Raw genomic sequence first — 13,276 nt, forward strand, 5'->3', positions numbered from 1 at the left:
TACTTGGCGCCGCTTTTTTTTATTCTTAAAAATGTTCAAATCCAGCTTTTGTTTTTGTTCATTGCTTCTTTCATTTTTCACCATTGAGCTTAAAACGGATGATTCTTTACGTCATTCTTGATAAGATAGGTCTCTTGGAGTGAGAAAATAGTAACAAATACATGACAATAAAAATTTCAATTGATTGCATGGGTGGTGATTTTGGCCCATCAGTCACTGTTGCGGCAGCAGTTTCATTTGCGAACCGCGAGCCTGATGTTGAATTTGTTTTGGTGGGGCAGGAAGCTGTTCTGCAGACAGAATTAAAAAAACTCGGCGCGCAAAATCATCCACAATTGTCGATTGTGCATGCAAGTGAAATGGTCGAGATGGATGATCCTATTGAGATTGCCTTGCGCAGAAAAAAAGATTCCTCCATGCGTGTCGCCCTAAATCAAGTGAAAGAAGGGCAGGCGCAAGCTTGTGTTTCTGCCGGTAATACGGGGGCCTTGATGGCGGTCTCTCGCTATGTTCTTAAGACTATGCCTGGAGTCGATCGTCCAGCGATTTGCAGTATATTGCCGAATCAAAAGAAACTCCCAACGTACATGCTTGATCTCGGTGCGAATGTCGATTGCGAGCCTTTGCATTTGCATCAATTTGCGATTATGGGTTCAGCCTTAGTTGCTGCGCTTGAGAGCAAGCCACGCCCAACCGTTGGTTTGCTCAACGTAGGCGAAGAAGACATTAAAGGTAACGATGTAGTGAAACGTACGGCCCAGTTGTTGCGCGCGGATCATGAGCGCGGCCTGTTAAATTTTTACGGTAATGTTGAAGGTAATGATATTTTCAAAGGCACTACCGACATCGTCGTATGTGATGGATTTGTTGGTAACGTAACGTTGAAAGCGGTCGAGGGTTTAGGACGTTTTGTTAAGACCACGATGACGGGGGCATTTAAGAGTAATCCACTAAATATATTGGGTGCTTTGATCGCCCGCGGTGCACTAAATCATATTTCAAAAACCATGAATCCGTCGAATTATAACGGCGGCAGTTTATTGGGGCTGCGTGGCGTTGTGATCAAAAGCCATGGGAGCGCTGATAAGTATAGTTACGAATGGGCGATACAGCGTGCATTCGATGCAGTAAAAAACGATGTGCTGGCGCGCATCACAACATCCTTGGCGGAATTAATGCCAGTGCCCGCAGAGGCAAGTACAGATAGTTCCGGTTCGACTGAACCATAATACAGATAAAGACGCATGACTTTCTATAGCAAAATTATAGGCACAGGAAGCTACCTGCCACCGAGAAAAGTAACAAATCACGAATTAGCAGCGCAGTTGGCCGAAAAAGGGATTGAAACTTCCGACGAGTGGATCGTATCGCGTAGTGGGATTTCGGCGCGCCATTATGCTGAACCTAATGTCACATCTAGTGATATGGCGGTTGAAGCAGCAAAGCACGCGCTCGACGCCGCTGGTTTGCAAGCGAATGATATTGATCTCATTATTTTGGCAACTTCTACGCCAGATTTTTTTGGCGGATTTCCAAGTACGGCTTGCGTCGTGCAGAATAAATTAGGTATCACCAATGGCGCTGCGGCAGTTGATGTTCAGGCCGTTTGCAGTGGATTTATCTATGCGATGGCGATGGCCGATAGCATGATTAAGTCAGGCTCGCATAAGAGAGCTTTGATTATTGGTGCTGAGGTTTTTTCCCGTATTCTTAATTTTGAAGATCGTACGACCTGCGTTTTATTTGGTGATGGTGCCGGTGCCATCATTATGGAGCAATCCGAAGAGCCAGGAGTATTGGCAACCAAGTTACATGCCGACGGTAGTCATGGTCATATTTTATGTGTGCCTGGGAATGTGAATGCGGGTGTGATTGCGGGTAGTGCCTTCCTGTATATGGACGGGCAGGCTGTGTTTAAATTGGCCGTGAATGTTCTGGAAAAAGTCGCCAATGAAGCCTTGGAAATTGCAGGTATGGACGCGAGTCAAATTGATTGGTTGATCCCACATCAAGCCAATATTCGCATCATGCAAAGTACTGCAAAAAAATTGAAATTGCCATTGGATAAGGTAGTCGTGACTGTGGATCAGCACGGCAATACTTCAGCCGCTTCGATACCGTTGGCTTTAGATGCTGCCGTGCGTGATGGTCGCGTTAAGAAAGGCCAGATTGTGATGCTCGAAGGTGTTGGTGGTGGCTTCACGTGGGGCGCTGCTTTAGTCAAGATGTAATGCTGACAGTATTGTTGGTCACGTTGGTTCTGCTTGAATCTCATTAAAAAATACGTAGAGTGAAAATATTATGACGCAATTTGCATTTGTATTTCCTGGTCAAGGTTCGCAAGCGATTGGCATGTTAAATGGCTTTGCTGGGAACCCCGTCGTGCAAGACACGATTGCTGAAGCTTCTGATGCTTTGCAAATGGATTTGGGGAAATTGATTTCCGAAGGTCCAAAAGAAGATTTAGATTTAACGACGAATACCCAACCTGTTATGTTGACCGCAGCCGTGGCTACTTATCGCGCGTGGATTGCTGCTGGCGGCAAGCAGCCAGCGATCGTTGCTGGTCATAGTTTGGGTGAATATTCTGCTTTGGTTGCAGCTGGTGTAATTGGGTTTAAAGATGCAGTGCCTTTGGTGCGTTTTCGCGCGCAAGCGATGCAAAGCGCGGTGCCTGTTGGTCAGGGCGGCATGGCTGCGATTTTAGGTCTAAGCGATGCAGACGTGATTGCTGCTTGCGCAGAAGCTGCTGCCGCAACTGTGGAGGTGGTAGAGGCGGTCAACTTTAATGCGCCAGCGCAGGTGGTGATTGCTGGTAGTAAAGCGGCGGTTGAACGCGCTTGTGAACTGGCTAAAGCAAAGGGTGCCAAACGTGCTTTACCATTGCCAGTTTCAGCCCCTTTCCATTCTTCTTTATTGAAACCAGCTTCGGATCAATTGCGTGAATATTTGGCGAATGTGTCATTCTCTGCGCCAGCGATTGCCTTAATTAATAATGTGGATGTCGCGATCGTTACTGACCCAGCTTTGATTAAGGATGCACTCGTACGTCAAGCCGCAAGCCCAGTGCGTTGGGTCGAGACGGTAAACGCAATCGCCGCTTCTGGCATTACACAATTGATCGAATGTGGTCCAGGTAAGGTATTGGCGGGTTTGACTAAACGAATTAATGGTGACTTGATTGGCGATGCAATCTACGATCAAGAAACACTGGAAAAAGTTTTGGCATCCTTTGGCTCGAATTAGGTTCAAGCTAAGTAAGTTCGAACTCAGTTCAAACTAAGATTTAGTAAAATTCGAACCAATCATTAAATTCATCAAATAATAAATTCTGACAGGCACATAGCGGCCATGTCTGACAAGATAGTGAGGGAATATGACGCAGCAATTAGCAAATCAAGTAGCATTGGTAACGGGTGCCTCTCGGGGTATTGGTAAGGCAATCGCGATCGCCTTGGCGCGCGCTGGTGCCAAAGTAATTGGCACTGCAACTTCAGAATCTGGTGCACAGGCAATTACCGCTTACTTGCAGGAAGTGAGTCCAGAGGTGGGTAAGGGTATCGCGTTTAATGTCAATGATGTTGAGCGTTGCGGTTCTTTGGTCGATGAAATTCAAAAGGAATTCGGCTCTTTATCTATTTTGGTAAATAATGCGGGCATTACGCAAGATCAGTTGGCGATGCGTATGAAGGAGGATGATTGGGATACTGTTATTTCTACTAATCTGAATTCAGTTGCTCGTTTATCTCGTGCAGTATTGCGCGGGATGATGAAGGCGAAACATGGCCGCATTATTAATATTACTTCTGTCGTCGGGTCATCCGGCAATCCTGGTCAAATGAATTACGCGGCAGCCAAGGCGGGTGTGGCGGGCATGAGCCGTGCTCTCGCATTAGAGATTGGTAGTCGCAATATTACGGTTAACTGCATTGCGCCTGGTTTTATTGATACGGATATGACGAAAGCATTGACGGATGATCAAAAAGCGGCAATTCTCAGCCAAATTCCTATGGGTAAATTAGGTCAGCCAGAAGATATTGCTGATGCAGCAGTCTTTTTGGCATCACCAAGTGCGGGATATATCACCGGAACCACCATTCATGTGAATGGTGGCATGTATTTGTGTTAATGTAGTTGTTGTAAAATAAGCGAATTTCGCTGAAATTGAGCGGAGTTGGCGGTGCGGCATCTAAAAATGCTCTTTTTGCGCGCAAACCTGATAAAATGCGCGCACTTTCTGTAACCACTAATGGAGACCACATGTCTGATATCGAACAACGCGTTAGAAAAATCGTCGCTGAACAATTAGGCGTCGCTGAAGCTGACATCAAAATTGAATCTTCTTTTGTTGATGATTTGGGTGCAGACTCACTCGACACAGTTGAATTGGTCATGGCTTTGGAAGATGAGTTCGAAATGGAAATTCCTGACGAACAAGCAGAAAAAATCACGACTGTTAAACAAGCAATCGACTACGCCACTGCGCACGTCAAAGCTTAATTCTGTCGGATTGCTTTATTAATTCCAGGAGAGACGCTTGAGCCTTACGAGTAAACGTCGAGTTGTAATTACTGGCCTTGGTTGTGTGTCTCCTGTCGGCAATAATATCGCCGACACATGGGCAGCCATCCTCGCCGGTAAATCTGGTATTGCAACAATCACCAAATTTGATGCGACCCCATTCACTACCCACTTCGCTGGGGAAGTGAAAGGCTTCAACATCGAAGACTATATTCCAGCCAAAGAAGCGCGCAATATGGATACCTTTATCCATTTTGGTATCGCGGCTGGTGTGCAAGCTTTTCAAGACAGTGGTATCACTGTTACTGAAGAAAATGCAGAGCGTATTGGTGTGATTGTTGGCTCTGGTATCGGTGGCTTGCCATTGATCGAGGAGACTAAAGAAGTCTTGATCGCACGTGGTCCACGTCGTATCACGCCTTTCTTTGTACCAGCTTCCATTATCAATATGATCTCAGGTAATTTGTCGATTAAGTACGGATTGAAAGGTCCTAACTTGGCGATTGTTACTGCTTGTACGACAGGTTTGCATTGCATAGGTAACGCGGCACGTATGATCGAGTACGGTGATGCGGATGTGATGATTGCTGGTGGTGCAGAATCAACGATTTCTCCTTTGGGATTGGGTGGTTTCGCTTCAGCTCGCGCACTCTCTTCACGAAATGACGATCCTTCCACAGCTTCTAGACCATGGGACAAAGATCGAGACGGTTTTGTTCTCGGTGAAGGTGCTGGTGTGATGGTGTTGGAAGAGTATGAGCATGCAAAAGCTCGTGGGGCAAAAATATATGCAGAGGTAATGGGTTTTGGTATGAGCGGTGATGCTTACCACATTACTACGCCGACTGTTGACGGCCCACGCCGTAGTATGTTGAATGCTTTAAAAAATGCTGGGTTGAACACTGAGCAGATTAGTTACTTAAATGCACATGGGACTTCGACCCCTTTGGGTGATAAAAATGAGACCGATGCAATTAAGGCGGCATTCGGTGATCACGCCTATAAAATGACCATTAACTCGACAAAGTCGATGACGGGGCATTTATTGGGAGGCGCGGGCGGCTTAGAGTCTGTTTTGTCAATTCTCGCTGTGTATCATCAAGTTTCGCCGCCGACAATTAATATTGCGAATCAGGATCCTGAATGTGATCTCGATTATTGTGCAAACAATGCTCGAGAAATGAGTATTCAATACGCGATGAAAAATTCATTTGGGTTTGGCGGGACAAATGGGACTTTGATCTTTGGCAAAATGTAAAGATTTTTAGTTCGCTTGAATACTGGAAAAACTTATAAAAACACCACATAATAAATGTGGTGTTTTTTTTTTAAGGTGTAGGTGGCATCGATGCAAAGAAGAGTCGCTTTTTGCGTTAAATATTCTCACTACTACGTAACTAGTATGGTATTTGCTTTGGTTGGCGCGGGTGGAGTGGTCGTTTTGGCATTCGACTTGATGGTGAATCAGTTGCAACGCTTATCGTTTTTGATTGTTTGTTTCTGCGTGCTTATTCAGATCTATCGTGATCTATCGGATTGCCTCTCTATTTCTTGTCCTTATATTATTGAAATTAGCGACGGTGATATTTCAATAATGCGCTCAAGTGCTCAGAATCAATGTGTTAAATTTGAAGTGGTGGAGAATTTGTCTCCGGTTGTTTTATGGCCGTTCTTGATTGCGCTTAAGGTCAGATTTGATAACGGTACGGTTTTTAACATTGTGTTGTTTCGTGATGCATTGAGTTGCAATGATTTCCGTCGTCTCTCTGCGATCTTGCGAAGTATGTTTGACATAGGAAGCCCAAAGAGAAGAATCGATAAAAAATTATCTGATGGGAACTTTTAGACTTCGGACGAGGTCAGAAACCAATAATAGATTTTTTTTCCTTAAATAAACAAGAAATTAGAAATGGGAATGATTGCGTGACAAATGAACGCGATATAGATCAACTCTTGGTTGAGCGTGTTCAGCGTGGAGATAAGAAAGCATTTGAGTTGTTGGTTTCCAAGTATCAGCGGAAGCTTTATCGACTCGTGTCTCGGCTCGTCCATGATCACGCTGAGGCAGAGGATGTGGTGCAGGAAGCGTTTATCAAAGCATATAGGGCGTTGGCTAATTTCAGGGGCGATTCCGCGTTTTACACTTGGTTGTATAGGATAGGAATTAACACCGCAAAGAATTACTTGGTGACGCAAGGGCGGCGTGCCCCAACATCGACGGATGCGGATGTGAATGAAGCGGAGAGTTTTAATGATGCCGATGGTTTGAGAGATATTAATACACCAGAATCGCTCATGGCGAGTAAGCAAATAGCCGCAACTGTGAATTCGGTGATGCTTTCATTGCCAGAAGAGTTAAGAAATGCGATTACTTTGAGAGAAATTGAAGGCTTGAGTTACGATGAAATTGCGGAAGTTATGTTGTGCCCAATAGGAACGGTACGAAGCCGAATTTTTAGAGCTAGGGAAGCAATCGCCGAGAAATTGAGACCCCTGATTGGAACTGCAATCGATCAAAGGTGGTAAGTGAATGACTAAGATTTGGTTTTCATCATCGATAAAAGATGAGAAATCGTTGAACTGGGAAGAAGCAATGAATAACACTAAGCAAAATGAAAGCATCTCGGGCGCGCTGGATGGCGAATTGAGTGATGCGCAATTAGATGAATTGTTGAGTGGATTGAAATCGGACTCGGAAGATTCCATCCGGCAAAAATGGCATGAGTATCACTACATAGGTGATGCGTTGCGATCTGATGACCTAAATTTGCCATTGAGTGAGGAGTTTTCTTCGAAGTTACATGCACGCTTGGCAGCCGAGCCAACGGTTTTTGTCCCCAAACAGGTTGAAATGAGTATTTCACGAAGTTCATCGCGGCACAGTGTATTCGTTTCGCTTGCAAGTATTGCTGCGACTCTAATACTTGGTGTCATTATGGCTCCGCAGTTAATGCCATTGCTCCAGAAAACGGATGGATATGGTCCAGCACTGGCGAAAAATGACACTGACCAGTTCACAAGCTCTGGCTTAAAATTAACTTCGAATGACGTGGTGACTGCTAGTGCATCTGCAATGGTTGGCGTGACAGGCGCGAAGGAAAATGAGTTCGCTCCTAAGTTGGAAAACCAAGTAGAAATGTTGCGCGACCCACGTTTGGATAGTTATTTGTTAGCGCATCAAAAGGTTTCTCCTAGCTTAGAAAATGCCGGGCGCTATGTGCAACGTGCGAACGTTGTAACCTCTAACGAGTCAAAAAAATAAGCTTATGCAGTATCGGAATGCTTTTCTTGTGATCATCCATGTCGTTGGATTGTTTGTTAGTTCTTTGGCTTATGCTCAATCAGCGGAAGATCGCGACTTGCTAAAGGCAATGCAGCAAATTCAATTAGCCGCAAAGAAAACAAGTTATTCGGGGACTTTTGTCTATCAGCAGGGCAATCAGATTCGTACGTCAAAGATCACGCATGGATTTGATGGCGAGACGGAGGTGGAAAAACTCGAAATTTTGGATGGTAAACCGCGCGAATATATTCGTAGAAATGGTGAGGTCTCTTGCTATTTACCAGAAAGTAAACTCATTCAAATTGAAAAAAATCTGACACAAGAAGAATTCCCAGCCTTACTTAATGAAAATGTACATTTGCTCGCTGAATCCTACTTCATAAAAAAAGCTCAGATGAGTAAAGTCGCTGGGAATGAGTGTCAAGTTTATAGCTTGCAACCCAAAGATAGCTTGCGATATGGTTTCCGTTTATGTGCTGAGAAGAATTCAAACTTGTTGTTAGGTATTCAAACCTTGAATACCCGCAATGAAGTGATTGAGCAAATCGCGTTTACACAACTTGTAGTTGGAGAAATTGATAAAGGGCGTTTGAAACCAAGTTTTCCTAATTTGACGCAATGGCGCATTGAAAACATGACAGTTCAAGCGAATGTCAAATCAGGATGGCAAGTAAAAAATTTGCCCGATGGCTTTAAAAAGACTCTTGAAACTAAGCGATTCATTCCTATCTCTCCAAGCGTATCCGGTACTGAGACCAATCATTCGAAATCACATCAAGTTGTTCAGATGATGTTTTCGGACGGAATATCGTCAATTTCAGTTTTTGTAGAGCCCAATTCAAGCGGCAGGACAGAAGGAAGCTTACAACAGGGCGCTATGACAATCATGGGTAAGCGTATGGGAGATAGTTGGTTGACGGTGGTTGGGGAAGTACCGAATGCGGCGATAAAGCAAGTCATTAGCTCAATTCAATATAAGCGATAGTTCAACTCAAAGCAGATTCATGGTGCCAATATGAAAAAATTACGATCTTTTCCTGTTGAAAAACATATATCTATTCTTCTTTCTTCGATACTGATCAGTGCATCGGTTTTTGCGGTGGTCAGCCATTTAAGTCCGAGCAACGATGCAAACGCGCAATCTTCTGCGCCAAGCCAACCAAGCTCTTCCGCTGTAAATAATTCGCCCAGTTTGGTGACTGGACTACCTGATTTTACCCAATTAGTTGAACGCACTAGTCCAGCGGTGGTGAATATTCGGACTACGCAAAAAGTGACGCAGGTACAAAGCGATCCATTTGATGGCGATGAACAAGCGCAAGAATTTTTCCGCCGTTTCTTTGGTATGCCAGCCCCCCAGCAAGCGCCAAGAAATCGTCGCCAAGCACCGAAACAACAAGAACAAGAAGTGCCGCGTGGTGTTGGCTCAGGATTCATTGTGAGTCAGGATGGCTATGTATTGACCAATACTCATGTTGTTGAAGATGCATCTGAAGTCTATGTCAAGTTGACGGATAAACGCGAATTCAAGGCGAAAGTAATCGGGAGTGATAAGCGCACCGATGTCGCAGTATTGAAGATAGAAGGCAGCAAGTTACCTAAAATTGCCATTGGCGATTCTGACAAAATTAAGGCCGGTGAATGGGTCATTGCGATTGGTTCCCCATTTAATTTGGACAATACCGTGACCTCTGGAATTATTTCATCGAAAGCACGTGATACAGGTGATTATTTACCTCTAATCCAAACGGATGTCGCGGTCAATCCAGGCAATTCAGGCGGACCATTGATCAATATGCGAGGCGAAGTGATTGGTATTAATTCCCAAATATATAGTCGCTCAGGTGGCTATATGGGTATTTCATTTGCGATCCCAATCGATGAGGCAATGCGCGTGGTTGATCAACTCAAAACAAGCGGCGTTGTTTCCCGTGGTCGCATTGGAATCGAAATTGGAGAGTTGAGCAAAGACGTGGCAGAGAGCTTGGGTTTAGGCAAAGCGCAAGGAGCCTTGGTTGCGAAAATTGAAGCCAATGGACCTGCTGATAAGGCAGGAATTCAAGAAGGAGATGTCATCATTAAATTTAATGGGACTCCAATTGAAAAACGTAATGACTTGCCACGCATTGTCGGCGCAACAAAAGCTGGAAGCAAAGCGATCGCTACGGTTTGGCGTAAAGGTGCGGCGAAAGATATCGTTGTGATCGTTGGTGAAGCGGAGCCAGATAAACCTGCTGTTAAGGCCGATAAGAAAACAAAAAAAGAGAAGAGTGAAAATTTTCTTGGCTTGAGCGTTGCCGATTTAAGTGACGCGCAAAAACGTACGATGCCGAATGGAAATGGTGTCATTATCGAGAGTGTCGACGGATTGGCAGCGAATAGTGGCCTTCGTCCTGGTGATGTTATTTTGATGATGAATAACATCGATATGAAAGACGCTAAACAGTTTGATGCAATGCTAGCAAAGTTGGACAATAAAAAACCTGTCGTCTTACTTGTGCGTCGTGGTGAAGCTTCTCAGTTCTTAGTATTAAGACCTGTTCAGTAATAGTTAAATATGAACTTCTTGGAACCGCGCAGTTTTCTGCGCGGTTTTTTTGTGTCCTGAATTCCTACTTCGTCTAGGAGGGACGCGATATAATCTCGCACAAGCCAATTCAAAAAATGATGGATTATGCATTTCAAACTATTTTCACGGAGCTACTGTCACTTATGTGACGACATGTTGGTTCAGCTACGAACGCATTTGCCTTCTCAAGAAGCAGCCATCGACGTGATTGATGTTGATGAAGATGAAAATTTGGTTGCGCAATATGATGAATTGGTGCCCGTGTTAGTAGGGAAAAAATCGGATGGAGAATGGCAAGAAATTTGCCACCATTTTCTAGATTTAAAAAAGCTGAGTGATTTCTTGAATGATGAAAATTAAGGGAATTGCTATGCATGAGAGTTTCGGTTTGTTTGATTACGATAGCGATGACAAAATAATAGTATGTGGCGTGGATGAGGCGGGGAGAGGCCCATTGGCAGGCCCAGTTACAGCTGCAGCAGTGATTCTTGATCCAGCACGCCCTATATCGGGGCTTCGTGATTCAAAAAAACTGAGCGAATCTCAACGTGAATTTTTGGCTTTGGAAATCAAAGAAAAAGCAATGTGTTGGTCGATTGCCGAATCGAGTGTAGAGGAAATCGATTCTTTAAATATTCTGCAGGCCACAATGTTAGCGATGCGTAGAGCTGTTGAGGGCCTCCGTGTGATCCCCGATCTTGCATTAATTGACGGCAATCGTTGCCCTGTGATGGCAATTCGATCTGAAGCAATTGTGAAAGGTGACGATAAAGTTGAAGCGATTTCAGCGGCTTCCATCCTGGCCAAAACTGCTCGAGATCATCAGCTATTGGAATTGCACAAGCAATTTCCGCAATATGCGTTTGATCAGCATAAAGGATACCCCACTGCGTTGCACATAGCACGATTAAAGGAATTTGGGGTGACACCTATACATAGAAAATCGTATGCACCTGTGAAGGCTATTTTGAAAGGCGAGTCGTTATGAAACATATTAGTTCTCGCGAAAATGCTTTGTACAAGGAAATAAAAAATCTCGCGGTTAATGCGAATGCCCGAAAGAAGTCGGGAAAGACTTTGCTTGATGGCGTTCACCTTTGTCAGGCATATTTACAGCATCGAGGTGTACCTGACCTATGTGTCGTCTCTGAAGTGTGTGTTGCAAATGATGAGGTGGTCGGCATAGTGAACAGGTGTGAACAGATTGCTGTTCAAATCATCGTTGTCCCAGACGCTTTGTACCGAGTGCTTAGTCAAGTGGAAAATGGTGTGGGAATACTATTCGTCATTTCGATTGCCAAATTGGCCGCACCTGTGCATCTGACTGTCAATGCTGTATTGCTAGATAATCTGCAAGATCCCGGAAACTTGGGGTCGATATTACGAAGTGCTGCAGGCGCTGGAATTCAGCAAGTCTTCTGTAGTTCGGGGAGCGCTTCCGCATGGTCACCTAAAGTATTGCGGGCAGGAATGGGCGCTCATTTTGCATTGGAAATTTATGAAGGCGTGGATCTTTATAGTTTGTTAGCACAATCTAATTTTCCTGTTTTGGCGACAAGCTCTCATACAAAAACTAGCATTTATGAGGTTAATTTAAATCGTCAGTTGGCGTGGTTGTTTGGCCACGAAGGACAAGGAGTTGATCCACGCTTAATGGAGTTGGCGACGCAAATCGTCACAATTCCGCAAAAAATCGAGATTGAATCACTCAATGTCGCTGCCAGTGCAGCAATTTGTTTCTTTGAACAAAGTCGACAACATTTGGTAGGACTCGGCCATTTGGGAACGGTTGCTTGATTGTTGCATCAAGGTATGCGTCAAAATCTATTTTATAGGCGTGAATCAGGTTTGACTTCTTGCAGAATGGTTGTCGCGATCTCTTCAATCGATTTAGCAGTCGACGACAGCCAACGAATACCTTCCCTTTTCATCATTGCCTCTGCTTCGTTGACCTCATAGCGGCAATTTTCAAGGGAGGCGTATTTGCTACCAGGGCGACGCTCGTTTCGTATTTCTGATAGCCGTTCTGGCGCAATACTCAATCCGAAGATTTTGCCTTTGAATTCTGGTAAGGCTGAAGGGAGTTTTCCTCGTTCGAAATCGTCAGGAATGAGTGGATAATTCGCCGCTTTGATCCCATATTGCATCGCCAAATATAATGTTGTTGGTGTTTTGCCCGAACGCGAGACACCGACTAAAATCACATCAGCCAATGATAAATTCTTATTTGATTGTCCATCATCATGTGCCAATGAAAAATTAATTGCTTCTATCCGATTCTTGTACTCTTCCGTATCAGCAATGTTATGGCTTCGGCCTACGGTATGTGTTGACTTAATACCTAACTCTTCTTCTAATGGTGCAACAAAAGTTTGAATCAAATCCATGTGTAAACCTTTGGATTTGAAAATGACGTTTGCTAGCTCTGGTTTGACCAGGGTCGAGAATACGATGGGGCGGTTCCCTGTTAGTGCAAACGCTTCATTGATGCGCCTTACTGCTTCTTCGGCTTTTTCAATATCATCGATGAATGGAAGTCGTATTTGCTTGAACTTAAGATCAAATTGTGTGATTACCGAATGACCAAAAGCTTCAGCAGTGATGCCAGTTCCATCAGATACAAAGAAAACGGTACGATTTGCGACGGGAAGAGTGGGGGATAGCTGGTCTGGCATAAGAATTCGAAGGTAAAGAAATAGGGAGTGTGATCGGCAAATTGTACTGTAAATAATCCAAGTTCAGATTAATGTATCGAGAACTTAACACTCTAAATATATCAATCGAAATTAGGATAAATTTTAATCGGTAAATGTAAATTTTGCAGCGCACAAGGTAAAATGCGTGGTAAGGCCGTTGGTAATATCCGCTATAAGAATAAGAAAAGTGCCGGTGTTATGTGGTAA

Annotated in this window: 15 protein-coding genes; 14 read left to right on the forward strand and 1 reads right to left on the reverse strand. The window is 44.2% G+C overall.

What is annotated here, in order from left to right:
* Positions 1–161: 161 nt before the first annotated feature.
* The 14 genes from plsX to KDM90_RS00420 all read left to right on the forward strand — a co-directional run bounded on the left by plsX (position 162) and on the right by KDM90_RS00420 (position 12,170).
* Entirely contained in the window at positions 162–1,229 is a 1,068-nt protein-coding gene (gene plsX / locus KDM90_RS00355; RefSeq protein ID WP_212673638.1) for a phosphate acyltransferase PlsX, read from the forward strand.
* 15 nt (positions 1,230–1,244) lie between these two features.
* Positions 1,245–2,231, forward strand: a complete 987-nt coding sequence (locus KDM90_RS00360) for a beta-ketoacyl-ACP synthase III (RefSeq protein WP_212673639.1) — start codon at positions 1,245–1,247, stop codon at positions 2,229–2,231.
* 70 nt (positions 2,232–2,301) lie between these two features.
* A complete protein-coding gene (gene fabD, locus KDM90_RS00365) occupies positions 2,302–3,246 on the forward strand; it encodes an ACP S-malonyltransferase (protein ID WP_212673640.1) in 945 nt (314 codons plus the stop codon).
* 130 nt (positions 3,247–3,376) lie between these two features.
* The gene (fabG, locus tag KDM90_RS00370) at positions 3,377–4,129 is read left to right on the forward strand and encodes a 3-oxoacyl-ACP reductase FabG (RefSeq protein WP_212673641.1); all 753 of its coding nucleotides are present in this window, start codon (positions 3,377–3,379) and stop codon (positions 4,127–4,129) included.
* 131 nt (positions 4,130–4,260) lie between these two features.
* Positions 4,261–4,500, forward strand: coding sequence for an acyl carrier protein (gene acpP, locus KDM90_RS00375; protein ID WP_186889650.1), 240 nt, complete (start codon positions 4,261–4,263; stop codon positions 4,498–4,500).
* Positions 4,501–4,537: 37 nt separating this feature from the next.
* Complete coding sequence (gene fabF, locus KDM90_RS00380) at positions 4,538–5,779, forward strand: beta-ketoacyl-ACP synthase II (protein WP_212673642.1); 1,242 nt, start codon at positions 4,538–4,540, stop codon at positions 5,777–5,779.
* A gap of 90 nt (positions 5,780–5,869) precedes the next feature.
* On the forward strand, positions 5,870–6,367 hold the full coding sequence (locus KDM90_RS00385) for a protein YgfX (protein ID WP_212673643.1): 498 nt from the start codon (positions 5,870–5,872) through the stop codon (positions 6,365–6,367).
* A 77-nt stretch (positions 6,368–6,444) separates the two neighbouring features.
* Positions 6,445–7,047: an RNA polymerase sigma factor RpoE gene (gene rpoE / locus KDM90_RS00390; protein WP_212673644.1), complete on the forward strand. Its 603-nt coding sequence runs from the start codon at positions 6,445–6,447 to the stop codon at positions 7,045–7,047.
* 67 nt (positions 7,048–7,114) lie between these two features.
* Positions 7,115–7,783, forward strand: coding sequence for a sigma-E factor negative regulatory protein (locus tag KDM90_RS00395; RefSeq protein WP_212673645.1), 669 nt, complete (start codon positions 7,115–7,117; stop codon positions 7,781–7,783).
* A gap of 4 nt (positions 7,784–7,787) precedes the next feature.
* Positions 7,788–8,789: a MucB/RseB C-terminal domain-containing protein gene (locus KDM90_RS00400; protein WP_212673646.1), complete on the forward strand. Its 1,002-nt coding sequence runs from the start codon at positions 7,788–7,790 to the stop codon at positions 8,787–8,789.
* A gap of 30 nt (positions 8,790–8,819) precedes the next feature.
* Positions 8,820–10,352: a DegQ family serine endoprotease gene (locus KDM90_RS00405; RefSeq protein WP_212673647.1), complete on the forward strand. Its 1,533-nt coding sequence runs from the start codon at positions 8,820–8,822 to the stop codon at positions 10,350–10,352.
* Positions 10,353–10,478: 126 nt separating this feature from the next.
* On the forward strand, positions 10,479–10,733 hold the full coding sequence (locus tag KDM90_RS00410; protein ID WP_212673648.1) for a glutaredoxin family protein: 255 nt from the start codon (positions 10,479–10,481) through the stop codon (positions 10,731–10,733).
* Positions 10,734–10,743: 10 nt separating this feature from the next.
* Positions 10,744–11,361: a ribonuclease HII gene (gene rnhB, locus KDM90_RS00415; protein WP_212673649.1), complete on the forward strand. Its 618-nt coding sequence runs from the start codon at positions 10,744–10,746 to the stop codon at positions 11,359–11,361.
* Positions 11,358–12,170 carry a TrmH family RNA methyltransferase gene (locus tag KDM90_RS00420; protein WP_212673650.1) on the forward strand — a complete coding sequence of 271 codons (813 nt, stop codon included), beginning with the start codon at positions 11,358–11,360 and terminating at the stop codon, positions 12,168–12,170. The genes rnhB and KDM90_RS00420 overlap by 4 nt, the downstream gene beginning before the upstream one ends.
* A 32-nt stretch (positions 12,171–12,202) precedes the next feature.
* Here the strand turns inward: KDM90_RS00420 and ppsR are convergent, their stop codons facing one another.
* Complete coding sequence (gene ppsR, locus KDM90_RS00425) at positions 12,203–13,048, reverse strand: posphoenolpyruvate synthetase regulatory kinase/phosphorylase PpsR (protein ID WP_212673651.1); 846 nt, start codon at positions 13,046–13,048, stop codon at positions 12,203–12,205.
* Positions 13,049–13,276 lie beyond the last annotated feature (228 nt).

The organism is Affinundibacterium fentianense, assembly GCF_018139545.1.
Taxonomy (GTDB): Bacteria; Pseudomonadota; Gammaproteobacteria; order Burkholderiales; family Burkholderiaceae_D; genus Undibacterium; species Undibacterium fentianense.